This window comes from Streptomyces sp. NBC_00859, assembly GCF_045161865.1.
GTDB lineage: Bacteria > Actinomycetota > Actinomycetes > Streptomycetales > Streptomycetaceae > Streptomyces.
Window position 1 is genome coordinate 446,984 of record NZ_CP108826.1, and the last position, 23,869, is coordinate 470,852.

General features: G+C 68.9%; 31 protein-coding genes. 11 read left to right on the top strand and 20 right to left on the bottom strand.

What is annotated here, in order from left to right; genetic code table 11:
• Window positions 1-145: 145 nt before the first annotated feature.
• The 4 genes from OG584_RS02045 to OG584_RS02060 all read left to right on the top strand — a co-directional run bounded on the left by OG584_RS02045 (window position 146) and on the right by OG584_RS02060 (window position 3,588).
• Window positions 146-748, top strand: a complete 603-nt coding sequence (locus tag OG584_RS02045) for a TetR/AcrR family transcriptional regulator (RefSeq protein ID WP_405774357.1) — start codon at window positions 146-148, stop codon at window positions 746-748.
• Window positions 749-1,028: 280 nt separating this feature from the next.
• Complete coding sequence (locus OG584_RS02050; RefSeq protein WP_405783819.1) at window positions 1,029-1,436, top strand: YciI family protein; 408 nt, start codon at window positions 1,029-1,031, stop codon at window positions 1,434-1,436.
• A gap of 8 nt (window positions 1,437-1,444) precedes the next feature.
• Window positions 1,445-2,680 carry an RNA polymerase sigma factor gene (locus OG584_RS02055; protein WP_405783821.1) on the top strand — a complete coding sequence of 412 codons (1,236 nt, stop codon included), beginning with the start codon at window positions 1,445-1,447 and terminating at the stop codon, window positions 2,678-2,680.
• A 227-nt stretch (window positions 2,681-2,907) separates the two neighbouring features.
• Window positions 2,908-3,588 (top strand): hypothetical protein, encoded by a 681-nt coding sequence (locus OG584_RS02060; protein ID WP_405774359.1) that lies wholly within the window; start codon window positions 2,908-2,910, stop codon window positions 3,586-3,588.
• Window positions 3,589-3,776: 188 nt separating this feature from the next.
• On the opposite strand, the gene OG584_RS02065 is transcribed toward OG584_RS02060, so the two are convergent.
• Both OG584_RS02065 and OG584_RS02070 read right to left on the bottom strand, forming a co-directional pair.
• Window positions 3,777-4,790 (bottom strand): YihY/virulence factor BrkB family protein, encoded by a 1,014-nt coding sequence (locus tag OG584_RS02065; protein ID WP_405774361.1) that lies wholly within the window; start codon window positions 4,788-4,790, stop codon window positions 3,777-3,779.
• Window positions 4,791-5,017: 227 nt separating this feature from the next.
• The gene (locus OG584_RS02070) at window positions 5,018-5,761 is read right to left on the bottom strand and encodes a hypothetical protein (RefSeq protein ID WP_405774363.1); all 744 of its coding nucleotides are present in this window, start codon (window positions 5,759-5,761) and stop codon (window positions 5,018-5,020) included.
• A gap of 107 nt (window positions 5,762-5,868) precedes the next feature.
• Here OG584_RS02070 and OG584_RS02075 point away from each other — a divergent pair, with 107 nt between their 5' ends.
• Together OG584_RS02075 and OG584_RS02080 are read left to right on the top strand one after the other, a co-directional pair.
• On the top strand, window positions 5,869-6,504 hold the full coding sequence (locus OG584_RS02075) for a TetR/AcrR family transcriptional regulator (protein ID WP_405774365.1): 636 nt from the start codon (window positions 5,869-5,871) through the stop codon (window positions 6,502-6,504).
• A gap of 135 nt (window positions 6,505-6,639) precedes the next feature.
• The gene (locus OG584_RS02080; RefSeq protein ID WP_405774366.1) at window positions 6,640-7,308 is read left to right on the top strand and encodes a class I SAM-dependent methyltransferase; all 669 of its coding nucleotides are present in this window, start codon (window positions 6,640-6,642) and stop codon (window positions 7,306-7,308) included.
• Between the two features lie 52 nt (window positions 7,309-7,360).
• On the opposite strand, the gene ligD is transcribed toward OG584_RS02080, so the two are convergent.
• The gene (gene ligD / locus OG584_RS02085) at window positions 7,361-8,377 is read right to left on the bottom strand and encodes a non-homologous end-joining DNA ligase (protein ID WP_405774368.1); all 1,017 of its coding nucleotides are present in this window, start codon (window positions 8,375-8,377) and stop codon (window positions 7,361-7,363) included.
• Window positions 8,370-9,020: a DNA polymerase ligase N-terminal domain-containing protein gene (locus OG584_RS02090; RefSeq protein WP_405774370.1), complete on the bottom strand. Its 651-nt coding sequence runs from the start codon at window positions 9,018-9,020 to the stop codon at window positions 8,370-8,372. Before OG584_RS02090 ends, ligD begins: the two co-directional genes overlap by 8 nt.
• Window positions 9,021-9,310: 290 nt before the next feature.
• Here OG584_RS02090 and OG584_RS02095 point away from each other — a divergent pair, with 290 nt between their 5' ends.
• Window positions 9,311-9,568, top strand: coding sequence for a hypothetical protein (locus OG584_RS02095; RefSeq protein ID WP_405774372.1), 258 nt, complete (start codon window positions 9,311-9,313; stop codon window positions 9,566-9,568).
• Window positions 9,569-9,845: 277 nt separating this feature from the next.
• Here OG584_RS02095 and OG584_RS02100 read toward each other — a convergent pair whose 3' ends face one another.
• The 4 genes from OG584_RS02100 to OG584_RS02115 all read right to left on the bottom strand — a co-directional run bounded on the left by OG584_RS02100 (window position 9,846) and on the right by OG584_RS02115 (window position 13,028).
• Window positions 9,846-10,385 carry a type 1 glutamine amidotransferase domain-containing protein gene (locus tag OG584_RS02100; protein ID WP_405774374.1) on the bottom strand — a complete coding sequence of 180 codons (540 nt, stop codon included), beginning with the start codon at window positions 10,383-10,385 and terminating at the stop codon, window positions 9,846-9,848.
• A gap of 207 nt (window positions 10,386-10,592) precedes the next feature.
• Complete coding sequence (locus OG584_RS02105) at window positions 10,593-11,282, bottom strand: HAD family hydrolase (RefSeq protein ID WP_405774376.1); 690 nt, start codon at window positions 11,280-11,282, stop codon at window positions 10,593-10,595.
• Between the two features lie 50 nt (window positions 11,283-11,332).
• Entirely contained in the window at window positions 11,333-11,659 is a 327-nt protein-coding gene (locus OG584_RS02110) for a plasmid stabilization protein (RefSeq protein ID WP_405774377.1), read from the bottom strand.
• A 172-nt stretch (window positions 11,660-11,831) separates the two neighbouring features.
• On the bottom strand, window positions 11,832-13,028 hold the full coding sequence (locus OG584_RS02115; protein ID WP_405774378.1) for a hypothetical protein: 1,197 nt from the start codon (window positions 13,026-13,028) through the stop codon (window positions 11,832-11,834).
• Between the two features lie 256 nt (window positions 13,029-13,284).
• Here OG584_RS02115 and OG584_RS02120 point away from each other — a divergent pair, with 256 nt between their 5' ends.
• Complete coding sequence (locus tag OG584_RS02120) at window positions 13,285-13,923, top strand: endonuclease (protein ID WP_405783823.1); 639 nt, start codon at window positions 13,285-13,287, stop codon at window positions 13,921-13,923.
• A gap of 35 nt (window positions 13,924-13,958) precedes the next feature.
• Here OG584_RS02120 and OG584_RS02125 read toward each other — a convergent pair whose 3' ends face one another.
• Entirely contained in the window at window positions 13,959-15,089 is a 1,131-nt protein-coding gene (locus tag OG584_RS02125; RefSeq protein ID WP_405774379.1) for a glutathione-independent formaldehyde dehydrogenase, read from the bottom strand.
• 232 nt (window positions 15,090-15,321) lie between these two features.
• Between OG584_RS02125 and OG584_RS02130 the strand changes: the two genes are divergently transcribed.
• From OG584_RS02130 to OG584_RS02140, 3 genes are all read left to right on the top strand, one after another.
• Window positions 15,322-15,711 carry a VOC family protein gene (locus OG584_RS02130; protein WP_405774380.1) on the top strand — a complete coding sequence of 130 codons (390 nt, stop codon included), beginning with the start codon at window positions 15,322-15,324 and terminating at the stop codon, window positions 15,709-15,711.
• A 122-nt stretch (window positions 15,712-15,833) separates the two neighbouring features.
• The gene (locus tag OG584_RS02135) at window positions 15,834-16,778 is read left to right on the top strand and encodes a Rieske 2Fe-2S domain-containing protein (protein WP_405774382.1); all 945 of its coding nucleotides are present in this window, start codon (window positions 15,834-15,836) and stop codon (window positions 16,776-16,778) included.
• Between the two features lie 110 nt (window positions 16,779-16,888).
• The gene (locus tag OG584_RS02140) at window positions 16,889-17,254 is read left to right on the top strand and encodes a VOC family protein (protein ID WP_405783825.1); all 366 of its coding nucleotides are present in this window, start codon (window positions 16,889-16,891) and stop codon (window positions 17,252-17,254) included.
• Window positions 17,255-17,379: 125 nt separating this feature from the next.
• Here OG584_RS02140 and OG584_RS02145 read toward each other — a convergent pair whose 3' ends face one another.
• From OG584_RS02145 to OG584_RS02195, 11 genes are all read right to left on the bottom strand, one after another.
• Window positions 17,380-17,928, bottom strand: coding sequence for a DUF6328 family protein (locus tag OG584_RS02145; protein ID WP_405774384.1), 549 nt, complete (start codon window positions 17,926-17,928; stop codon window positions 17,380-17,382).
• Between the two features lie 308 nt (window positions 17,929-18,236).
• The gene (locus OG584_RS02150; protein WP_405774386.1) at window positions 18,237-18,674 is read right to left on the bottom strand and encodes a hypothetical protein; all 438 of its coding nucleotides are present in this window, start codon (window positions 18,672-18,674) and stop codon (window positions 18,237-18,239) included.
• 48 nt (window positions 18,675-18,722) lie between these two features.
• Window positions 18,723-19,127, bottom strand: a complete 405-nt coding sequence (locus OG584_RS02155; protein ID WP_405774387.1) for a gas vesicle protein K — start codon at window positions 19,125-19,127, stop codon at window positions 18,723-18,725.
• Between the two features lie 8 nt (window positions 19,128-19,135).
• The gene (locus OG584_RS02160; protein ID WP_405774389.1) at window positions 19,136-19,348 is read right to left on the bottom strand and encodes a gas vesicle protein; all 213 of its coding nucleotides are present in this window, start codon (window positions 19,346-19,348) and stop codon (window positions 19,136-19,138) included.
• A complete protein-coding gene (locus OG584_RS02165; protein WP_405774391.1) occupies window positions 19,345-20,166 on the bottom strand; it encodes a GvpL/GvpF family gas vesicle protein in 822 nt (273 codons plus the stop codon). The genes OG584_RS02160 and OG584_RS02165 overlap by 4 nt, the downstream gene beginning before the upstream one ends.
• Complete coding sequence (locus OG584_RS02170) at window positions 20,163-20,594, bottom strand: gas vesicle protein (RefSeq protein WP_405774393.1); 432 nt, start codon at window positions 20,592-20,594, stop codon at window positions 20,163-20,165. Before OG584_RS02170 ends, OG584_RS02165 begins: the two co-directional genes overlap by 4 nt.
• A gap of 33 nt (window positions 20,595-20,627) precedes the next feature.
• Window positions 20,628-21,785, bottom strand: a complete 1,158-nt coding sequence (locus OG584_RS02175; RefSeq protein ID WP_405774395.1) for an SRPBCC family protein — start codon at window positions 21,783-21,785, stop codon at window positions 20,628-20,630.
• Window positions 21,778-22,377, bottom strand: coding sequence for a hypothetical protein (locus OG584_RS02180; protein WP_405774397.1), 600 nt, complete (start codon window positions 22,375-22,377; stop codon window positions 21,778-21,780). Before OG584_RS02180 ends, OG584_RS02175 begins: the two co-directional genes overlap by 8 nt.
• A gap of 27 nt (window positions 22,378-22,404) precedes the next feature.
• Window positions 22,405-22,662, bottom strand: a complete 258-nt coding sequence (locus OG584_RS02185) for a gas vesicle protein GvpG (RefSeq protein ID WP_405774399.1) — start codon at window positions 22,660-22,662, stop codon at window positions 22,405-22,407.
• Window positions 22,663-22,698: 36 nt separating this feature from the next.
• Entirely contained in the window at window positions 22,699-23,412 is a 714-nt protein-coding gene (locus OG584_RS02190; protein WP_405774401.1) for a GvpL/GvpF family gas vesicle protein, read from the bottom strand.
• Between the two features lie 3 nt (window positions 23,413-23,415).
• Window positions 23,416-23,850 carry a gas vesicle structural protein GvpA gene (locus OG584_RS02195; protein ID WP_405774403.1) on the bottom strand — a complete coding sequence of 145 codons (435 nt, stop codon included), beginning with the start codon at window positions 23,848-23,850 and terminating at the stop codon, window positions 23,416-23,418.
• Window positions 23,851-23,869 lie beyond the last annotated feature (19 nt).

Below are 23,869 nucleotides of genomic sequence, written 5' to 3' on the forward strand. Positions count from 1 at the left end.
CGCAGGCGAAAGCGCCGTCTCAGGACATGCCGTCCAGGGCCGGGAGCATCCGCACGGACTCCCCCGATTACCTAAAAGCAGAATACATAAAAAAGTGCAACGACACAACTTAATGACGAATGCCGCTATCGAGTAAACTCACGCCATGACCGAGCCCCCCGTCAGCCGTCGCGAACGCAAGAAGGCCGCCACCCGGCAAGCGATCGCCGACGCCGCGCTCCAGCTCTTCCTGGAGCGCGGCTACGACCACGTGAGCATGCGGGACATCGCCGAAACCGCCGACGTGTCGATCACCACGGTGTTCAAGCACTTCACCGGCAAAGAGGCCCTCGTCTTCGACCGTGAGGACAGTACGGACGCACATCTGATCGCCGCGGTACGCCGGCGGGACACCGGGACGAGCGTCCCCGAAGCCCTGCACCGGCACGTGCTCGACACCTGGCTGCCGGTCGCGGCGCACCCGCAACGGCAGGAGTTCTACCACCTGGTCGACTCCACGCCGGCGCTGCGCGCGTACGCCGAACGCATGTGGGCCCGGCACACCGACACCCTCAGCGCCGCCATCGCCGACGAGTTCGGCGTGGACCACGGCAACCTCGCCTGTGCCGCTCTTGCTCGATTCGTCCTTGAGGTGCCTGTGCTCGCTCAAGGACGGAAGGACCCCCGGGCCGCCGTTGACGAGGTCTTCGCCATCCTCACCAGTGGCTGGCAGGCCCCGGGAACACCGGCCACGCCCCAGGACGAGTGAGCAGCGGCGGCGTCCGGCAACGCCGGCCTGCCGCAACGCCGACCCCGAGTCCCCGGCAGCGCGGCGTCGCGGCAGCGTCGAGCCCCGCTGCTCGGAGGCCGAGCACCAGGACGCGCCAGGACCGCGCGTCGTGACGCACGTCGGGCCTTCGCTTGATTCAGTTGTCCGGTCAGCGACAGCGAAAAAAATCATGGCCGCCGGATGTCGAGAATCCGCGTCCGGCTCCGTCCCAGCTGTGAACGCGACCAGAATGGGTCGTACCAGTACCGAGGAGAACATGATGGCCAAGTACCTGCTGCTCAAGCACTACCGTGGCGCCCCGGCCCCGGCCAACAACGTCCCCATGGACCAGTGGGCGCCGGAGGAGATCTCGGCCCACATCAAGTACATGCAGGACTTCGCGGCCAAGCTGGAGGAGACCGGCGAGTTCGTCGACGCACAGGCGCTCGCCCCGGAGGGTTGCTTCGTCCGCTTCGACGGCGAGGGCCGCCCGCCGGTCACCGACGGTCCGTTCGCCGAGACGAAGGACCTCATCGCCGGCTGGATGGCGATCGACGTCGACAGCTACGAACGCGCCGTCGAACTGGCCGGGGAACTGTCGGCCGCCCCCGGGGCGGGTGGCGAGCCGATCCACGAGTGGCTCGAGGTGCGCCCGTTCCTGACCGCGCCGCCCACCATCTCGGAGTGACTCCTGAGATGAACGAGGCCCTGATCCGGAGCCTCGCGCCGAGCGTGCTCGGCATCCTCGTCCGCCGCGGAGCTGACTTCGCGGCGGCCGAGGACGCCGTACAGGACGCGCTGGTCGAGGCGTTCCGCGTCCGGTCGGCCGAGCCCCCGAGCCCTTCGGACAGCGGACCCGCCGTACGGGACCCGAAGGGCTGGCTGGTCACCGTGGCCTGGCGCCGGTACCTCGACGCGACCCGGTCGGACGCCGCGCGCCGTCGGCGGGAAGACCTCGTCCACGAGGAGCCGGAGCCAGGACCCGCGCCCGCGGTGGACGACACGCTCCAGCTCTATTTCCTCTGCGCCCACCCGTCGCTGACGCCGTCGTCCGCGGTGGCGCTCACGCTGCGCGCCGTCGGCGGGCTGACCACCCGCCAGATCGCCCAGGCCTACCTGGTGCCCGAGGCGACGATGGCTCAGCGGATCAGCCGGGCCAAGCACACCGTCTCCGGCGTCGGGGTATCTCCTGCTGGAGCGAAGCCGGGAACTCGGGGAAGGTTCGACCGGCCCGGCGATGTCGCCACGGTGCTGCGCGTCCTCTACCTGATCTTCAACGAGGGGTACTCCGGTGACGTGGACCTCGCCGCCGAGGCCATCCGGCTCACGCGGCAGCTCGCGGCTGCGGTCGACCACCCCGAGGTGGCGGGTCTGCTCGCTCTCATGCTGCTCCACCATGCCCGGCGCGCGGCCCGGACCGCCCCCGACGGCAGCCTGGTGCCACTCGCCGAGCAGGATCGCGCCCTCTGGGACACCGGATTGATCGCCGGGGGTGTCGAAATCCTTCAGGCGGCGCTCGCCGGTGACCGGCTGGGCGAGTACCAGGCCCAGGCCGCCATCGCGGCACTCCACGCCGACGCGGCCAGCACCGCGGAGACCGACTGGGTACAGATCGTCGAGTGGTACGACGAACTCGCGCGCCTGACCGACAGCCCGGTCGTCCGGCTCAACCGGGTGGTGGCCGTCGGCGAGGCCGACGGGCCGCGCGCGGGGCTGGCGGCGCTCGCGGCGCTGGACGACTCCTCCCCCAGCACCTCGGGCAAGGGCCATCCCGTGCCCCGCCGCGCCGCGGTGGCCGCGTACCTCCACGAGCGGGACGGCGACCTGGCAACGGCGGCGCGGCTGTACGCGGAGGCCGCCAGGGAAGCGCCCAACCTCGCCGAGCGCGACCACTTGACGCGTCAGGCCGCCCGGCTCAACGCTCGCCGGTGACGCCGGCCCGGCGCGGCTTCCACCGCCTCGAGCAATGGTGTCGCCCGGCGGCCTGAGGGCTCAGTGGCGGTGTCCAGCTCCTTTGTTACCGGGTGGGGACAGGAACCGGTGAACAACCCCTGACCGGGGGCCATCTCACAAGGTGTAGGAAACAGCAGATCCGGCCGGACGCCCTGTGGGAGCAGGGCGCAGGTGCCGCATTCCGATACACCATGGGGGCTTCGATCATGACCACGTACCATGCCGGCCGTACCATCCGTTCCGCCGGCCTGATCGCCGTCGCCACAGCTGCGGCACTCTCGCTGACCGCCTGCCGGAGCGGTGGCGATGACTCCGCCGCCCGGCCGGAGAAGAAGGTCTCCAGCTCCGCCTCCCCCTCCACCGGTACCAGCGGAGCGCCCAGCACCGCCAAGACCGGTGCAGACAGGACCCGGACGACCAGCGCGGGGACCGATCAGCCCGCACCGCGGCGCGCAACCGGGCCGGCCGCCTCAGCCCCGGCCCGCACCCAGACCCTGGCAGACGGCAGCAAGGCCGAGGTGTACAAGCTCGGCGCCCAGAATTACCGCGTCAAGATCGTCAGCCGCGGTTCGGTCCTGGCCACTCTGGACACGGACGGGCACGACGCCGGGCTCGACGCCAACGACATGTTCGTGGTGCTCACGCTTGGCGGCGAGGTCCATTCCTGGATGGGCGGCGGACACGCCGGACCGGGCACCTTCAAGCTCGCCGGCGGTTGGAAGGCCAAGGTCACGAAGACCGGTGAACTGCGGTACCGCGCGCAGATCCTCGGCAACGAGGGCGCGGTGGAGGCCACGATAGAGACGAACCAGCACGACGTCGGGCTCGACGCCAACGGCGTGTACATCGTGCTGAGCGACGGCGGCATAATCAGCTCCCACCAGTGAGTGCCCGACCGGCCCCCGGCGTCCTCGCCGCGGGCCGGTCCGTCCCCCGGCCCGGATCCGGAGACCACTCGCGGCAGATCGCCGCCCCGGTCGGTCATGGCCGGGATGCCGAGGCCCGGTCCGAAGGTGATGAGGACCGCCGCGGGGACGTGGGCAGAATGGTGCTGTGTCACCCACGGAGTCTGTTGCTACGCGGTCCGGGAGCGCTTTCCGGGCTTGGGCTTGTCGCGCTCGTCCACCTGGAGTTCCCGCTCCGCGCCCGGCACCCCCTCGGCGAGCTGGCGGCTGCGCTCTCGCTCCGCGTTGAACTCAGCACCCAGCAGCACGGCGAGGTTCGTGATCCACAGCCACACGAGGAAGACGATGATGCCGCCGAGCGTTCCGTATGTCTGGTTGTACGAAGCGAAGTTGGCCACGTAGAAGGCAAATCCGACGGACGCGACCAGCCAGAGGACCAGGGCGAGCGCCGAGCCCGGAAGCACGGCCTTGAGCCCGCTCAGGCGGGCGTTCGGTGAGGCGTAGTAGAGGACGCTGAAGATCAGCAGCACAACGACGACGAGCACCGGCCACTTGGCGTAGTTCCACGCTGTCACCGCCGCATCGCCGGCCCCGATCGCAGAGCCCACCTTCCTGGCGAACGGGCCGGTCACGACAAGGGCGATGAGCACAAGGGCCTGAAGCAGCACCAGGATCAGCGTCACGAGCAACTGCAGCGGCCGCAGTTTGAAGAAGGAGCGCCCCTCCTCCACCTCGTAGATGCGGTTGGAGGCACGGATGAACGCCCCGACGTACCCGGAGGCCGTCCACAGCGCCGAGGCCAGGCCCACGATCAGCAGGACGGTTCCCGTGCTCCGGTTCGATGCGATGTCGTTGATGGGCCCCTTGAACGTATTGACCGCGGACGCGGGGCCGATCGAGCTGATGAGATTCGTCGCCTTGTGGACGATGGTCTTGGGGTCCATGACAAGACCGACCAGGGAGACCAGCGCGATCAGAGCCGGGAAGACGGAGAGGACCGCGTAGTAGGTCAGTGCCGCCGCGGAGTCGGAGAGGTTGTCCTCCTTGAACTCCGCCAGAGTACGTTTGACGGTCTGCCCCAGACCGCCTCTTCTCGGATGCGGGGGCCCTTCCGGCCGCCGACCGGAGGTCTTCTCGTCGTGGCGGGTAAGACCGCCCTCACCATGAGGCTGTGCATCGGACATGGCTCTCCGCTCACTGCTGGACGCTGCGCATTGCTGCTATCGGATTTCACAGGGCACAGACCCGTGTTCTCCCAGCAAAGAGGCGCAAACATGCCGCCGCAACCGTTCGGATCGATTCACCCGAACGGTTGCGGGTCCAGGTCGGACAGCCATGGGCGTCAGGCCGGGGGAAGGCACGGCGGCAGCGGGCAGGTCTCCCTGACGGGCGAGAGTCTCCTGCCGCAGCGCTAGTCAGCCTGCCGGGTCCGCCTCACAACGATGCCGGCCAACGAGGCCATGGTGGTGCGCGGGGGCCGTTCGAGGTCGCGGTCGGGCCGGAGGACCGGACGGGCCAGGAGGCGGACCAGGAGGCCGAGCGTGAATCCGTAAACCGTCACGAGCCCGTGCCCGTTGGACTGGGCGAACCACAGCACGAGCCCCAGGACCGGCACGGCGAGCGCAAGCAGCCGCAGCTTCCGGGATTCGGCGCGATCACTGACGCGCAGCAGGAGGGCGGCGGCCAGGGTCGCGGCGAGGAAATACGTGGCGCCCGAACTGCCCGCGAAGTTCCGGGGGTCGGTACTGGCCCGGTCGGATGCCCCGAAGAGGAAGTCGATGTGCTCCGGCAGCAGGATGCCCGCCGCGAACAGGCCCAGCATCAGCGGAGCGCCCCAGAACCATTCCGCGAGGGCGGCGACGACGGCGAGAGTCGCGATGTTCCACGCCGCCCCGAGGAGACCACCGTTCTGCATGAAGACGGACGTGACGACGCGCCACCAGCCCGACTTGGCAGGGTCGCTGTCGAACGCCGCCATCGCCCCCGACCAGCAGAGCTGGGTCACCACAGCGACGAGCGCTACCGCGGTCAGCCCGGCGGCTCCCCACGGGATACGGCGCCGCCCCACCGTGCCCTCGCCCACCACGGCCAGCGCGGCCTTGAACATCAGCACCATCAGTCCCGCCGTGGTCACGTTGAACAGAATTGCGCCCATCGTCACCACCCCCCTTCGACCCCGTTCGAAAACCTGCTCACGGCGACATTAGCGCTGACCATGACAAGAATCAAACACTGTTAGAAAATGGTCGGTAGGCTGAGACCATGAAGCTCACCGCAGACCGGATCGTCGACGCCGGCATGGCCGAGTTCGCCGAGTCCGGGTACCACGGTTTGTCCATGCGCCGGGTGGCCGACCGGCTCGACGCGCAGGCCGGAAGCCTCTACTACCACGTGCCCAACAAGAGCGCCCTGCTCCAGCTGATGGCCGACCGGATGGCCCGGCAGGCTTACGACGCCGGCACCGCCGCCCTGGCGGCACTGCCCGAGCAGGCGGGCTGGCAGGCCGGAGTGGAGGCGCAGGCCACCTCGCTCCGCCAGAGCATCAGCCGTCACCCGGGCGGAGCCGTCATGTTCGCCGACAGCCCGAAAGTGCTCAGCACCGGCGCCCTCTCGCTGATGGAACGGCTGCTGCGGTCCCTGACCGAAGCCGGTGTGCCCGAGCGTGACCGCGGCATCGCCGCCGACACACTCCTCAGCCACGTCACCGGCTTCGTACTGCAGGAACAGGGCGACCCGCCCGCTTTGCCGGTCACCGCTCAGGATGCCGCCGCCGTCCGTGAGCGGTTCCCCATGACCGTCGCCGCCGCGTCCGCCGTGGACAAGGACGAGCAGTTCGTCCTGAGCGTGCGGCTGATCTGCGCGGGAATCGAGAGGCTGATCAGCCCTCCCTTTCCGTAACCGGCCGACAGGCCACCCGCCTCGGGTGCCCGCTCAGCAACCGCGGTCGGATCACCGGGCCGAGCCTGTTCGCGTCAGCGCCCAGGACCAGGCGGACGGGCCGAGGTTCGCTCTTGGTTCCGGTAACCTCCGCCCATGAGTGATCAGTTGGACCCCTCGCAATTGACGCGTCCCGTGGACGGCGCCGGGCGGGCGCGTGGGACCGCGGGATATGCCGAGTCGGCGGATGCCCTCGCCGCCCAGTACGAGGAAGTCACCTTCGGCCAAGTCCACCGCAACGTGATGCGACTGGTCCCTGCCGAGCCCGGACGCATCCTCGATGTGGGCGCGGGGAGCGGGCGCGATGCTGCCGCCCTGGCGGCGCGTGGGCACAGTGTCGTGGCAGTCGAACCGACCGCTGAACTGCGCGTCCACGGACAGCGACTCCATCCGGACAGCGGGATTGTCTGGGTCGACGATGCTCTTCCGGCCCTCACGCTGAGCCGGCATCCAGGCCCGTTCGACGCGGTCTTCGCGACCGCGGTGTGGATGCACCTGGATGCTGCGGAACGCGGACGCGCGATGGCCAGGATCGCTGCTCTCCTGATGCCCGGCGGCCGGTTCTTCGTCAGTCTGCGCCACGGCCCTGTGCCGGGCGGGCGCCACATGTTCGACGTGTCCGCCGCTGAGACGACCGAGCTGGGGGATGCGTACGGCCTGCACACGGTCCACCGCAGCGAGCGCACCGACCTCCACAACCGTGGCAGCGTTCTCTGGAGCTGCCTCGTCCTTCAGGCGCGGGACACCGGCAGCGCACTCACCTGAACTCTCCTTTCCGCCCAGCCGGATTGGCCGGGTCCGGACCGCAAATGAGGCTTCACAGCGTCCGGTGCGGCCGCTCCCGTACGACGTCCGTCGCCTCCTTGTCCTGCCGGAGCCCCAGGAACCGCGGATGGCGCAGCATGCCGTCGCGGGTCCACTCGGTGAATCCGATCTCCGCCACGAGGACCGGCTCGACCCAGTGGACGCCCTGGTTCGGTACGGGTGTGCTGAACGGCGACGCTGCGGTCTCCAGCGCGTCGAGCCCGTCACGGATCCGGGCCAGCGTCGTGTGGTCGAATCCGGTGCCGACCTTGCCCGCGTAGGTGAAACCGCCGTTGTCGTAGTAGCCGAGGAGCAGCGCGCCGAAGCCGGTTCGCGCCGTCGCGGGTTCCGTGAAGCCGCCGATGACCAGCTCCTGGCCGTTCGCACACTTGAGTTTGAGCCAGTCCGGGGAGCGGCGGCGCTGGTAGCGGCTTTCGGCGCGCTTGGCGATGAGGCCCTCCCAGCCGCGGGTGCAGGCCTCGTCGAGCTGCTGCTGTCCGCCCTGGTTGCGGTGGGGGGTGAAGCGCACGGGCGGGTGGAAGTCGAGAGCGCGCCGCAGCAGGGACTTACGCGTGCGCAGGGGAAGCCTGGTCAGGTCGATCCCGTCCAGCCGGAGCAGATCGAAGACGTAGTAGGTGACGGCGACCCCGCTGGCCCGCGCGCGGCGCGGATCGGTGAGTTGCATACGCTGCTGGAGGCGGGAGAAATCGGTGCGGCCATGGGCGAAGGCGACGACCTCGCCGTCGACGGTGAAGCCGTCGCTCTGCTGCGCTGCGAGTGCTTCGGCGATTTCCGGATAGCTCGCCTGCACCGCGCGGCCGGTGCGGGAGAGCAGCCGTACACGGTCCGTGTCGCGGGTGGCCAGGGCCCGCATCCCGTCGAGCTTGCGCTCGAAGAGCCAGCCGGGTCCGAACTCGCGCCGGTCGGTGAGGACGGCGCGCATCGGATCCGACGCCGACTCGTGAGCTGCCGGTGCCACGCCCAGCAGCCGCTGCTGGGCCTCGGGCAGAGCCCTGAGCAGGTCATTCATCCCGCGCTCCCAGGTCCTCCACGGCGGTCTGCGGCTCCTCGTCCGCGACCTGCTTCAGAGTGCGGCCGCTGCGCACCGAGCGTGCCCGCTGCGGGTCGGGGGCGGGCTTGCCGTCGGCGCGGGCGTCCTTCTTCTTGACCAGCAGCCAGGACTCGCGCTCGCCGGACCCCTCGCCTCCGCGGAAACGAGTGAGTGCGTAGGCGCCGTGCAGTTTGGCCCCGTCGAGACGGAAGGTGGCGTGGCCGTGTTCCAGGGCCTCGGCAAAGGTGCGGCCCTTGTCGTCGGTACTGGATGCCAGGGGCTCGTATGTGCCCTCGTCCCATACGATCACCGTCCCCGCCCCGTACTCGCCCTTGGCGATGACGCCCTCGAAGGTGCGGTACTCCATCGGATGGTCCTCCGTGGGCATCGCAAGTCTTTTGTCGTGCACGTCCGCCGATGGTCCTTTCGGCACGGACCAGGACTTGAGGACCCCGTCCACCTCAAGGCGGAAGTCGAAGTGCATGGACGTCGCCTCGTGGATCTGGACCACGAAGACCGGCCTCCGGCCCGCGTCCGAGCCCTCGCCGCGCGGCTCACTCGTGCGGTCGAAGTGACGCTTCCCCCTGTACGCGGTCAATTTGCCGCTGCGGTCGTCGTTCACGCCTGCTGCCTCCTGCGGGCCGGCTACCGGCTCCCGCTCCCACTGTCGTGCCTCGGGGCAGCGGGCGCACATGCGCCCGCTGCCGGGTACGGGCGCCCCAGTCGCCGGCAGCAGCGGACCCGTCGCACTCCCCGGCGATACACCCTGGGCAACAGCCCGGTTCCGGTGCTGCTCGCGGGCTCACTGGTGCACAGCCATATGGCTTCCGCGGCTCGCCGGGCGCCCGGATCCGTGAGGTCATGGGACAGCCGGCCCGGAGTGCGACCGGGCCAGACGCTGAGGAGGGCACGATGGCAGCCTGCGAGGTATGCGGGAACGACTCCGAGATAGCCTTCGAGGTACGCGCGGCGGATGCCCTTCACACCTTCGACAGCTTCGAATGTGCCGTTCACAGGCTCGCGCCCGTCTGCGACAGCTGCGGATGCCGCGTCCTCGGGGCCGCCCACCGGTCCGGCGGCAGGTTCTACTGCTGCGGCTGTGCCCACTGCGCACACGTCCAGGACCACACCGCACGTCAGGACCACACCGCGGGCACCGGCGACGCCTGAGCGCGCACCGGCCCACGGCACACTCCGCCCCCCGGTGGTACGTCGTCACGCCTTGCGCGCGACCGCACACCACAGGGGCAGGGTGCCGCCCGGAACCTGGGTGGTACCCGCCTGCTCACCGCGCCGTCGCTCAGCTCGGTCGGGTGACGCTCCGCCCCTTGAAGCCGTGAAACGGCCCCGCGCCTCGGCGGGGCCGGACAGCCTGCATCGGTTCACGGACGGTCGCGGAATACCCTGCGGGCCTTGCCCCGTTGGCCGTTGGCGGGTGGGGTGCGGGTCAGGCCTTCGCACCGAACTCCCGGACGAACGTCTCGCAGAAGGCGGGAAGGTCGCCGGGATTACGGCTGGTGATCAGCGTGTTGGGACCTCCGGTGCACACCTTGACCTCTTCGTCGACCCAGGTACCACCCGCGTTGCGGATGTCGGTCTGCAGGCTCGGCCACGAGGTGAGGGTGCGGCCACGCAGTACGTCGGCCTCGATGAGGCTCCAGGGGGCGTGGCAGATCGCGGCGACCGGCCGGCCGTCCTCGAAGAACCCTTTGACGAAGGCGACCGCGCGCTTGTCCATGCGCAGAGCATCAGGGTTCGCCACTCCCCCGGGCAGGACGAGTGCGTCGTAGTCCTGGGAGCGGGCCGTGTCCAGATCGGCGTCGACGGGGAAGGTGTCAGCCTTGTCGAGATGGTTGAACGCCTGGATGGTGCCGGATTCGGTCGACACCAGATGGGGGGTTGATCCGGCGTCGGTGACGGCGTCCCAGGGGTCGGTCAGTTCGACCTGCTCGACGCCTTCCGGTGCTACGAGGAATGCGACCTTCATGGTGCTCGACGTCCTTCCTTGTCGGGATTTCACTGACAGGGTGCTGTCCGGCGCCCAACAGGCGCTGCGGGCACCGGGTACCCGGCGACGGACACCGGAACCGTGTCCTGCGGGAGAGCCGGCGGGCCCCCTGGTGTGGACAGGACCGTAGCGAGGGCCACGCACAGAGCCGGACGGGTGACATGCCCTTCATCGCGAACGAACGGTTCACCTGTCGCTGTGTGAGTCGTCCGTTCCCGCGGCGCCGAAAGGACTCTCGCCGAGTCGGGAAAGCAGATCGGCGGGGTCCCGGTAGACACTTCCGGCACCCGCCCGCTCCAGATCTGCCCGGGGAATCCCGCCGCAGAGCAGGGCTACGGCAGGGACCCCGGCCCGGGAGGCTGCCTCCATGTCCCAGACCGTGTCGCCGACGAACACCGCATGCTTCGCGGGGACCCCGGCCAGCTCCAGCGCGTGCTCGACCGGCTCGGCGGCCGGTTTCCCCTCGGACACGTCGTCGGCGCTCGCCGTGTCCGAGATGGCTTCGTCGGCATCGATGGCACGGCGCAGCGCAGCCAGTTCGGGCCCGCCGGCGGAGGTTGCCAGCACGATTCGCCAGCCCTGACCGGCGAGCGTGCGCAGCAGCTCACCCGCGGCTGAGAACGCGGGCAGCCGCTCGAAGTAAGTGCCGAACAGCGCTTTGTGTGCCGCGCTGATGTCCGCGTCCCTGTCCCGGTCCCGGTCCTTGCCGAGCAGGTGTTCCAGCAGGTCGCCGGAACCGAGCCCCACTGCCCGGTGGATGGCGGGCATCTGCACTGTGTGGCCGGCTTGCCTCAGCGCCTCCCACCACGTCACGACGTGCAGATGGTTGGTATCGACGAGGGTGCCGTCCACGTCGAAGAGTGCTGCTCGGTCCATGGGAACTCCTGCTCTCTGCGGTCCGCGGCATCGTGCTCCGGCAGTACGTCTCAGCGCCCGACGGCTTTACGCAACTGCCGCTTGTTCATCGATGAGCGGCCTTCGATGTTCTTCTTCTTCGCCTCTTCGTAGAGCTGGTCCCTCGTCGGCCCCTGTGAGCCGCTGTGCGAGCGCTCACCGCCACGCCGGGATGCCGACTTCGGGTCACGGACGGAGACCTTGCCGGGCGACTTGGCCTCACCGGAGCGTGCTCGTTCCTTGTTGACGGTACGAGCGGCGATTTCCTCGGCCCTGCCTTCCGGTGTGCCCCGCCTTTCGGCACTCTCCTTCACGTGCTCGTACTGACGCTCGCGCTTGCGGCTGGATCCTGCCGGCATGGCATCTCTCCTCTGCTCGTCATGTGCTCTGCTCTGCGCCTGCCCCCGTCCCGGCACACCTCACACACTCCGTCCGGGAGCGCACAGCGGCAATCCGGGAGACGGCGCCCCTCGCGGTCCGCCCCGTCGCCCACCAGGGGGTGCCTCGGATGCGCGCGAGGGTGCGGGTACGTCAGTCGTGAGCGACCCAACTGCGCAGCATGTCACTGGTGTACTGGATCTCTTCGGCAAGACGGGCTCCCTCGATCACCAGGACGCCGTACGGCTGCCGGGGGTCGCTCAGCGGCAGATTCTCGGCTGCAGCCGCCTCCGCGACCTCCCGGGCGTGTTCCAGGGCTTCTCCCGCGAGCCGCGACAGGCGGTCCGACTGCTGAGGAAGCGTGGCTTCGTCCAGCGTGCTCAACGCGAGCGCAGCTTCGGCAACCGCGTCCAGCAGGCTCGCGTAGCGGCGCAGGAAGTCCCTGTACTCGACGGGGCCCGCGGGCTCCTGCCACTGGTCGAGACTTCTTGTGAGCGATGCCATCTGGTAGAGGGCGCGCTCCAAGGCGGCCAGCACTGCCTCGTATCCGTCGAATACGACGTGCTCCCGATGGCGCCGCAGCAGCCCCCGCGGGTTGTAGTACACACTCTCCCTCGCGGTGTGCAGACCTTCGCGCGCCTGAGTGATCATGCCGCCGGTGTCCGCTGCCTGCTGCCGCCACCGCGTTGTGGCCTCTCCGTCCGGCGCTCCGTCGCGCAGGGCGGACGGGATGTCGCTCGCCAGGCCGTGAAGGGCGCCCGCGAGTACGCGGACGCTGTGTTCGGCGCTTCGGTACCTCATCGGAGGAGCGACAAGGAGGTTCACCGCGGTTCCCACCACGCAGCCGACCACCACGAGCAGCACGATCTGCGCCAACTGGGCGATCCGGGTCGAGGCGTCCGACGCACTGCTGTAGGTGGCGAAAGCGAAGAACGCCGCCGTGGCCACCTGTGGACCCTGCACGCCGAGGAGTGACCAGCGGGCGATCGACAGGGCGACCGCCGCGACGAGGACGAAGGACAGCAGGTCGGGGCCCGCGAGGAAGCCGAGGGCGGCCTGCACCGCCACACCGGCCACCACGGCCCCCACGTAACGCAGCGACTGCACCACGGACTGGTACACCGTGACGTGCATGATGACCACGGCGGAGAACGGCGCGAAGGCGGGGGATGTCGCGTCCATGAGGTAGAAGGAGATCGCCCAGGCCACGGACGCCGCCAGCGTGCTCTTGCCGATGAGCAGCAGGCTGTGCCGTGCGGGGCCTTCCGCGCCGAGGGCGTGACAGCGCCGCCGCAGGCGGCCCAGCAGGCCGTTCTGGTCCGGCCGTGCGCTCCAGCTGTCGGTCAACATCGTTCCTTTCGCGGGCGGCCGGGCGGACATGGTGCGACGCTTGTCCGGTGCACGATCCGCACGGCCAGACCCCAGGTACCCCTCCTCCGGGCGGGCAATCGCAGTGGCCCGGCCACCCCGCCGCTCACCGGCCGGGCGGCTCCGTGCACGTTGACGGGGCGTCCCGGGTGGAACGTGCGAGGGCGCCTTCGGCTCACACGCGTGCCGAGCGGCCCGCGGCAGGAGGAGATGGTCGGTCGTGAACAACCGCAAGACGATGGAGGCCCTGCTCGACGCGCACGGCAGGACGTTCGCCGACGAGGCGGGCATCCGGCTCCGGGACACCCCGCAGCCCCTGTATCAAGTACTGGTGCTCAGCCACCTCCTCAGCGCCCGGATCAGGGCGTCCGTGGCGGTGGCGGCCGCCCGAGCACTGTTCGCGCACGGCATGCGCACACCGCGGCGCATGCTCGAGTCCACGTGGCAGCAGCGTGTGGACGCGCTCGGGGAGGGCGGCTACCGCCGCTACGACGAGCGGACAGCCACCCAGCTCGCCGACGCAGCCGGACTCCTGCTCGACGCGTACGGCGGCGATCTGCGGCGTCTTCGCCGGTCTGCGGACGGGGATCTCGACGCACTGCGGACGGGTCTGCGCCGGACACCCGGCATCGGTCCGACGGGCGCCGACATCTTCCTGCGCGAGGCACAGGCGGTGTGGCCGGAGACCGTTCCGTACCTCGACAAGAAAGCACTGCAGGGTGCGGAGCGGCTGGGGCTGCCGGCCTCACCGGCGAAACTGACGCAGATCGCGAGCCGGACGGAGCGGCGGCACAACGGGCCCGCCGTCCTCGCCGCAGCGCTGGTACGCGCGGCGCTGGACAAGAGTGTCGTGGCGGACGTGCAAGCCGCCGGCTGACACCGGCGGCAGCACGGCCGGGCCGCCCGGCGGTGTCACGGTTTGAGGATGACCTTGGTCCAGCCGGCCACCCGGTCGTCGAACTTGCGGTAGGCCTCGGCCGCTTCGTCCAGCGGCAGCTCGTGGGAGACGATGAAGGACGGCTGGGCCTTTCCGTGGTGGATCAGCCGGCCCAGGTGCCGGTTGTACGCCTTGACGTTGGCCTGGCCGGTGGCGATCCGCTGGCCCTTGAACCAGAACTGCCCGAAGTCGAACGGCATCTTCCCCTGCTTCGCCAGTTCCGTCGGCCCGCCGTCGTCCTGGGGCAGGAAGACCCCGACCACCCCGATGGCTCCAGTGGCCTTCACCGATGCGACGAGATCGTTCATCGTCGATTCAGGTGACTCGCTGCCCTGCGGATCGTGTGCCTGATAGCCGACGCACTCACATCCCTTGTCGGCGCCGCCGTCGGTGAGCTCCATGATCTGCTCGACGTGGTCGCCGTTGCTGTCGTCGATCGCGATGGCGCCCGCCTGCTCGGCCAGCCGCAGCCGATCGGGATGGCGGTCGACGACGAGTACCTGGGCTGCTCCGCGCAGGTTCGCCGAGTACGCGGCCATCAGACCGACGGGTCCACCGCCGTAGACCACGACCGACTCCCCCGGTGACACGTCGGCGAGCTGCGTCGCGTGGTAGCCGGTCGGGAAGATGTCGGCCAGCATCACATAGTCGTTCTCCTTCTCCACCGCGTCCTCGGGCAGCACGAGGCAGTTGAAGTCGCCCCACGGGACGCGAAGGAATTCGGCCTGCCCGCCCGCGTATGTGCCCATGGCGGCGAAGCCGTACGCGCCACCGGGTGTGTCGGAGTCCACGGAGAGACAGAAGCCCGTCAGCCCACGTTCGCAGTTGGCGCAGAATCCGCAGCCGATGTTGAACGGCAGGCAGACCCGGTCGCCGGTCTTGATCCGGTCGACACCGCTGCCGACCTCGACCACCACGCCGAGGTTCTCGTGGCCGAGCACCCGGCCGGTCTCCATCGGGGTCCGGCCCTCGTACATGTGCAGGTCGGAACCGCAGATGTTGGTGGACGTGATCTTGACCAGAACATCCGTCGGCCGTTCGATCCTCGCGTCCGGAACGTCCTTCACTGCGACGTCGCGGGGACCTTGGTACACCAGCGCCTTCATGTCCGACTCACCGTTCTTCCTGTCGTACTGCCGTTCCGGATGCTGTGGAGGTGCCGGAAGCCGCTCAGCCGGTCCATGGCCATCGGGTGAGCGAGCTCCTGATCAACGCCTGCCCCGAGCGGCGCCGCTGTCACACCGCGCGGCGAGAACGGCAGCACTCCGTGTGGAGCAGACGGAGGAACGGCGATTCCGCACGGCGGGCCGGCCCATGACCGCCTGAGAGCATCGAAGGATGACAACTCATCCGCACATCCGGGCGCTGGTGGTCGACTGTCACGATCCCGAGCGGCTGGCGGCGTTCTGGTCCCAACTGCTCGGCACGCCCATCGTGGCGCGGACAGGCCCGTACGTGTGGCTCAGCGGGCGCGACGGCCCCACCCTGGGCTTCCAGCCAGTCACCGAGCCGAAGCCGGGGAAGAACCGCATCCATTTCGACCTGGCCACCGCCGACCCGGCCGCCGAACAGCGGCGGATCGAGGCGCTCGGCGGGGAGCGCCTCGCCCAGTACAGCGAGGGAGGGTTCCTGGTGATGGCCGACCCCGAGGGCAACGAGTTCTGTGTCATCCCGCCGGGCCCGCTCGACATGGACGCGAGCGGCCATGTCGGTTACCTGGACGGCTGAACACGTACTCGACGGCTAACACGTACTGGCGGCCGAGCAGAGAGCCGCGGCCCCGGACGGCGCGTGCCCCGGCAGCGTATCGAACTGTTTGAAGTCCGACATCTGCGGCAACACCACTTTCCATGCGGTCACTGTCATCACTGATCACCAAGCTCGTCCTCCCCGTGCCCGGCGGAGTCCGGACGGAGGGGCCGGCGGCCCGTGCCCAGGGTTTTCTGCTGAAGTCCCTCGACGCGCTGGGCGAGGCCGAACGGCTCGACGCGGCCGTCGGACCGGTACAGCGTGCGGTACGCGCGCTTCCCCTGGGGGACGTCCGCGACGTACTGCACGGGCGGCAGATCGGGCATCCGGCCCACCCGGCCCTGGTTCACCTGCCGATGGGCGCGTGGATCTCGGCAGCGGTGCTGGACGCCGTGCCCGGCGGGGGGCGCGGCGCACGGCTCCTGATCGGCGTAGGAATTCTGTCGGCCGCACCGACGGCGCTGACCGGCTGGGTGGACTGGGCGGAACAGCACGAGCAGCAGATGCGTACCGGTCTGGTGCATGCCGCATCGAATGCCGTGGCTGTCGGCCTGTACACGGGTTCCTGGGTGGCCCGCGGACGCGGCCGGACGGCTCTCGGCAAGGCCCTCGGGCTGGCTGGGCTCGCAGCGGTGAGTGCCGGCGGGATGATCGGCGGGCACCTCGCCTTCCGGATGGGCGTCGGCGCGAACAAGGCCGAGCCTGTGCCCCATCTCCTGGCCCCGGAGTGGCAGACGCTGGGGAGGGTGGAGGAGTTCCCGGTAGGTGAAGGAGTACGCCGGGAGCTGGGCGAAGTACCCGTGCTGGTGGTCCGGGAAGCGGGCGGCGAAATCCATGTGCTGGCGGACCGGTGCAGTCACTCCTCGGGCCCTTTGTCGGAGGGCGCAGTCGCGGACGGATGTGTGGAGTGTCCCTGGCACGGCAGCGTGTTCCGGCTTTCGGACGGCTGGAACGTGCGCGGTCCGGCAACTGCCCCGCAGCCGTCGTTCGACTCCCGCGTGAGCGACGACGGAACGGTGGAGGTACGGCTTCCGGGCGCCGGCTGACCCCCTCCGTACGCCACCGGCCATGTGCGGCGGGTGGGGTCCGCACGGGACAACGCTCCATGGCAGCGGCTGGGCACGGGCCATAGCCTGGCCCCACGCTTCAGCTGGGAATCCCCGTGATCGGCGTCTCCGACCTCCCCCGGGCCGTGGGCTTCTGGACGTCCGCCCTGGATCTGGTCACTTCGGGCGAGTGGGAAAGTGAGACGTGGCGGACGCTTCACCACGCTGACGGGTCCGGCCGTGCCCTGGGCCTGATGCGCAGTGAATCGCCGCCCCCGCCCCGTCCACGGATCCACCTGGACCTGTTCACGGAGACCACAGCCGAGCAGGAGACCGAAGTGGAACGGCTCGTCGCGCTGGGCGCGGAGAGGGTCGACTGGGATCTGTACCCGCCGGAACCGGACTTCGTCGTGCTGGCTGACCCGGACGGCAACATCTTCTGCGTGGTGGACCTCAGCGTGGCGCGCAGCGGCTGAACGTGCCCCTGGAGAGTCCGCTGCCCCGGTCGGCCCCCGAGCGTTGATCATGCCCGTGGCGGCCGGAGCGGTCTTGGGTGTCACTGACGGGTACTGCCGGTGTCCCGCGCCTCGCAGCGCTGAGGTCACTTGTCCCCGGAGCGCTCCTCGTCCCTGAGTCTGCGCTCCGCCGTCGCCGTGTGACGGGCGAAAGCCGGAAGTACGAACCAGCACAGCACGAACCAGAGCACCATGAGAGCGACCAGCCATACCGCGAGTGCGTTGTTCCCCGCCACTCGCAGGACGAGCAGCAGCGCCGACGCCATTGTGCACAGCAGTAGTACCAGGCCGAGGAGGGTGAGCCGGGAGGCCCAGGCCACGGTCTGTGGTTTCATCCGGTGTCCGGTCGACAGGCGGTGGAAGGACACCGGGCCGATGAGCACCCCGACGGTGGCCGCGCCCAGAACTACCGTCACCGTGTAGATGGCCGTGTCGGCGCTCGACAGTGTGGTGAACCGTTGCTGGAAGACGACGGTGAGCAGGAATCCGAACAGGATCTGCACGCCGGTCTGAGCCACCCGCAGTTCCTGGAGCTGCTCGCCCCAGAGACGGTCGGCGCGTTCCTCGACCGTCTCGTCGCGTCCGCCGACGCCCTCCCGCCTGTCAGCCGGTTCTCGGCCCTCGGTTTTCCGCATTGGGCGCCGCCCCTCCGAGCTCGATCGACATCGCCGTTCGCGACCCCGGCGCCGAGGTTTCCGCCGGCCGGCGGAGCAGCGGCCCCGATTCACCACATCGTCGCGGTCCGCAACCCCTGGCGGACGGCGACACACCAGCGTTCTCCCCCCGTGCGGGGGCAAGGCGCCGGCCACGACGGTGTCCGCCCGCGCCGGAGCACCCAGCCGTGACGATCACGTCGTTCGCGGCTGGGCGCTCATCGGATGGAGGGAGGCCGGGTGTGAAGTGCCGAAGCGGCGGAGTGAGAGTCCCACGGCGCCCGGCGTACTTACGACTTGGCCGAATGGCGTCCCAGGGCGAAGGCCGCGCCGCAGACGCCGACGACTCCAGCGGCAGCGCCCGACACGATGGCCTTGCGGTGCTTGACGACTGTCCAGGTCGTCGCCACCGCAGAAGTGGCCTTGTCAGCCGTGGACATGAGGGCCTGCTGCCCGCTCTCGACCGTCGAGATGAGGGCCTGCTGCCCGCTCTCGACACCCTGCGCGGCGGCCTCGCTGACCCGCGTGGCGGCCTCCCCTGCCGACCGCACGCTCGACTTGGCAGCAGACCCGGCGTTCTGCGTCGAGGCCTTCGCCTTGGATGTCGACGCCTTCGCCTTCGACGCGGAGCGGGCCGAGCTCTGCTTGGCGCTGCTTCCTGCGGCTGCGGCCTTCTTACCGGCAGTGCCGGCGGTTCGTCCGGCGGAATTCTTGCTTGCTTCAGTCATGTCATCCGTGTTGCCGCAAGAGCGCCTGTGAAACACCATCGGTGTGCCTCAGGAACCGTTGCCCGGAAGAAGTGAACCCAGTGGGCCGAGGTCCAGATTGAGGTCGTCCATGGTGAGTCCGTAACGCTCGCACAGTTCGGTCATACGGTCCTGCAGAATCATCAGGGTCAGGCCGATGCGCTCTTCCTGATCATCATTCAGGTCACCCTGGTCCACCCGGTGCAGGGCGGTGCGCTCCATCAGCTGGCGCAGCAACTCCACGATCGTGAGGACCAGTTTCATGAGATCACGCTCCACGGTCTCCGGATCGGTCCGCAGGCGACGTGCCATCTCACTGTGGTTCGACCCGTCCTCCGGCCCCGCTGGAACAAGGTCGAAGGCGTGCGCGGCGGCCTGGGTGAGGTCGTCCAACCTCAGGTCTGCTGAATCCCGTTGCGGGGTGTCGGCCGTCATTGCGCTCCTCACCATGGTGCCGGTTCGTCGGATGTGATCGAGCGGATGACCGCCCGCAGGTTGATGTGCACCAGCTCCACGTCCGCGATGGACAGAACGAGGTCCCCGGTGAGAACGGCGCCGCCGTTCAGGAGCCGGTCCAGGAGATCGACGAGGGCGACCTGCCTGCCCCCCAGAGAATCGCCGTCGTCGAATCCGGCGCTCTGCAGTCCGCCGCTCACTGAGACCCGCCCCCACTGGCCTCAGGAGGGGTCGCGAAGGAGTACGGGGCCCATGGCCCGGTGATTTCGATCCGCACGCCGTCGACGTCATCCGCGAGGCCGGCCATCGACCTGCAGAACTCCTCGACCCGGTCCGCAGGCACCAGATACGCCTCGTTCGCCACGTTTTCACCGGCGGAGCCGGCCAGTTCACCCTGCTGCGGGCGGTGCACCACTCGGGCGCGCGCCAGAGCGTTCGCCCGGCCGGCCGCGTCGGCGGCCAGAGACCCCGCGGCGCGGTAGGCATCCTGATGGCTGCGCTTCTGCGCCCTGCGCCGCTGCAGATAGGCCCGGCCTGGGCTTTCGGCGACAGCTGCTGGGTCCGGAGCATCCGCGCCTGCACCCACGGCGGACGTCTGCTGCGGGTCGGCATAGACCTTCACACCGAGCTCGACATGGCCTTCGAGCCACGACAGCAACTCGGCGAAGTCCTGCTGCCGCTCCTGGAGCATCGACTGCACCCGGGTGTCGTCCAGGTAGACGGTTGCCAGGCGCATCGGCAGCACTGTCGCGCTCCGGTAGGCCGCATCAACCACCGTGTGGTGCGTACGGGCCATGTTCTCCAGCCGGTCCAGATTCTCCATCTGGGCCTTCAGGCCCTCGGAGCTGAAGGCATCCTCCGGTACGGAGGACACCACGGCGGAGAGGCCGTGGGCGGACACCGTTCGCAGGGGACCGCCGTCCAGGCCGCCGGCCGACGCGTCGAGCGTCATGCCGGCCGGACCGACGGCGTAGACGTACGAGATACCGGCCGTGTGCTCGGGGGCGTGAGCACTCACTGTTGCTTCCTCTCTTCGTCCGCCTTCTCGGCCGACCGGTCCGTGGCTCCCGCCGGGAGCCCCGCAGCCGCCCGCAGTTCGGCGAGTTCTGCCTTGAGACGGTCGTTCTCCAGTGCCAGCTGTTCGCTCGGCGGCACGCGGGCACCCGACACCTCCTGCGGTGAACGGGCTTTGGAGGAGAGGGACGGGTCGTGCTCCCACCAGTCGATACCCATCTCCTTCGCCTTGTCCACGGAGGCGACGAGCAGCCGGAGCTTGATGGTGAGCAACTCGATGTCAAGAAGGTTGATCTTGATATCGCCGGCTATGACGATGCCCTTGTCCAGGACGCGTTCCAGGATGTCGGCCAGGTTGGCGGATGATCCTTGCTGGCCGTACGGGGACGCCCCGGAGGAGGTCCCCATACGGCCTGCCAGTGAATCGGACACGGTATTCAGCCTTGTCTGTGCTGTCGGCTCATGTCAGCGACTGGCCGATGCGGTGCGGCGCGGGGCACGTCGGGCGGGACGGTCGTCTTCCTCTTCCTCTTCGTCCTCATCCTGCTGGACCTCCTCGCCCCGGGGGTCGTCCTCGTCGGGGAGGTCCTCCTCGTCCTCGTCCTCGTACTCCTCCTCGTCGGCGTACTCCTCATCGGCGTCCTCGGGGGCGTCCGCTTCCTCATCGCCGGCGTCCTCCTCGGACTCGCCCTCAGCAGGCTCGTCCTCGTCGGGTCCGTTGGAGTCCTCCGCGCTCTCGGCGTCGTCCTCCTGGTCCCCGTCCGCCTCGCGGGCCTCCGCCTCTTCCTGCTCGACGGCGTCGTCGTGTTCCAGGACGACCTCGCCGTCCCGGATCTCACCCCGCCAGCCATCAGTGGCCTCACCGCGCATCATGATGAACTTGCGGTAGAGCTTGAGGTCGAGCCGGGCCCGCCGGCCCTGGGCGCGCCAGATGTTGCCGGTCTTCTCGAAGAGACCCTTGGGGAAGTACTCCAGAACCAGCAGAACCCGCGTCAGGTTGTCGGTGATGCGATGGAAGGTCACCACACCCTTGACGGTGCCCTTCGCGCCCTCCGTCGTCCAGGTGATCCGCTCGTCCGGCACCTGCTCCGTGACGTTCGCCTTCCAGCTGCGCGTGGACTTGGCGACCTTCACCTTCCAGTTGCTGCTGGTGTCGTCGGCCTTCTCGACGCTGACGACGCCCTTGGCGAAGGTGCTGAACTCCTGGAACTGCGTCCACTGGTCGTACGCCTCGCGCAGGGGAACACCGACATCGATGTCCTCGGAGATCGTCACGCTCTTGGATTTGCCACCACCGCCCTTGCGGCCCTTACCGAACATTCCCTTGACCTTGTCCTTGAGGGCGTCCTTGAGATGGGAGGTGCCTGCGCTGAGTGCTGCCTGCGCGGGAGACTTGCCCTCACTGAGGGCCTGTCCGCCCTTCGCCAGGCTGCTCGCGAGGCCACCTGCCCCCTCTCCCGGGGTGGCGAGCTTGCTGACACTCTCCCCGAGCTTGTGCCCGAGATTCGTGACGGTGTGCTCGGCCCGTGCGCGCAGATAGTTCTGCAGCTCTTCCTTGAGCCGGTCAGTGGCAGGGTTGTCCGCCACTTCCTGCTTCAGCTTGCCGAAGGCGGAGTCACTCATCGTTGCCCCCGCTCTTCTTCGCGGAGCGAGTCCGGGTGCTGCTTCCACCGCTGCTGGAGGCTGTCTTCTTGCGCGACGCGGAGGCCGCCTTGCGTGCGCCGCCCGATGCGGTCCTGCGCGCCCCGGAGGATGCCTTGCCGGCGGTCGAACGGGCGGGCTTCGACGCCCTGCGCTGCGGGCGCTCCTCCTCTTCGCCGTCGTCCTCGTCGCCCTCGTCGTCCTGGCCGGCGTCGTCCCGGACGTCGGGCTCGTCGTCCGCATCGGCGTCGCGGGCCTTCTTGCCCCGCGGGCCGTCCGGGTCGTCCAGTCCCAGTGTCCGCTCGTGCAGTGAGTCGGCGAGGCCTGTCGCGCGCTTGGTGAGAGCAGAGGTGGCAGCCGACTTCGTGGCCTCCACCAGCTCCTTGCGGACCTGGGAGTTGAGGCTGCCGAGAACCGGCGAGTCCGCGACCATCCTGCCCAGCTGTGCCGGATCCAGGCTGAGCTTCTTACCGGCCAGGAACATGCCCAGACCGATTGCCAGTTTCGCCTTCTTGGTACGCCCCAGCAGGTATCCACCCACCAGAGCCACGCCTATCTTCCCGTTGCATTTCATCGCTCGTACACCTCGTTCTCCCTGATGTCAGGGGTTGGATCGCAGACGCCGCTGGTTGGCCTCGAGCCATTCGAGCCGGTCGAGCAACTCGTCCTCACGACGGTCGAACTCGTCCTCGCCGATACCGCCACTGAGCAACTCCTTCTCCAGGGCTGCCAGTTCTTGGCGTACGGGCTCGGGGTCGTAGTACTCCTGTTCCGCTGTGAGCATCACTTGGTCAATGACCCATGCTGTTCCGCGCACAGGAGCCAGCGGCAGAGTGAGGATGTTCGTTATGAGGCCCATGACGGGGTCCTCCACCCGGGTAGTTCGCTCGCGGGATCAGACGAAGCTGTAGGGCGGCAGCGGCCCGTTGAGGGAGACGGTGTAGGCGTCGCCCCTCTTCTCGGCCTCCTCGTGAACCGCCTGCGAGAATGCGGCGCTCTCCTCGCGCTTGACGAGGAAGGAGACGTTCACGAAGTGCGACTTGGTCGGCTCGCCGAGCGAGACGCGCACCGCGGCCGGCGTCAGACGCGCCACGATCTCCTTGCTCTCGCGCTCCTCGCGGGCCTGCACCTCGTTGGAGATCAGTTCACCGAGCGCCATCATGTCGCCCTGCTGACCCGGATTCCGGCGGGTGCGTTCGTTGAGAGCGCGCACCTCTTCGGATTCGGAGACGATTTCCAGCAGGAGGTCCTGCTCGTCACGTGCAATCTTCAGGTTGTACTCGAGGCATCCGTCGACTTCACCGAGGCGTTCGGCATAGTTCTCACGCTGCTGCTCGAGTACGGCGTGCACCTGGTCGTCGTCGGGGCCCACAAGACCGAATCGCATCGGCAGGGCGGCACCATCTGCGAGCAGCCCCTCCAGCACGGTTTGATGGGCGACAAGATCGCGGCGCTTGGCCCTCAGGTCCTCGGGCGCGTCGCTGACGACCGCGCTGAGATGCTTGGTCCTGACCACACGCAGTTCCGACGCCGGCTCGCCGACGCCGACGGCGTCGTCAAGGCGCAACGGGTGGTCGGCTGCGGTGATCGCGTAAATGTAAGTGGACACGAACTACTCCTCTCGGCGGCTTGAACTACGACGGCTGCTCGAAGTGGACTTGCGCGCCGGGCGCTCTTCCTTCTCCTCCGACTTGCCGCCCTGGAGGGACTCGCTGAACGCTTCGACGGCGCCCGTCAGTGCGCCTTTCGACTTCCCTTTGGCGCCGCTCTCGGTCGCCTCCCCGACCAGGTCGGTGAGCTGGCTCGGGGCCTTCCGGCCGGATTCCAGGTCCAGCCGGTTGCACGCCTCTGCGAAACGCAGGTACGTGTCGACACTGGCGACCACTACACGAACGTCGATCTTGAGTATTTCGATGCCGACGAGGGAAACACGAACGAAGGCGTCAATGACGAGACCTCGATCAAGTATGAGCTCCAGGACATCGTAGAGATTTCCCGAGCCTCCACTGCCACTGCTCGATGCACTGCTCTGCTGAACAACACTCATGGTGAAACTCCTTTCCGAT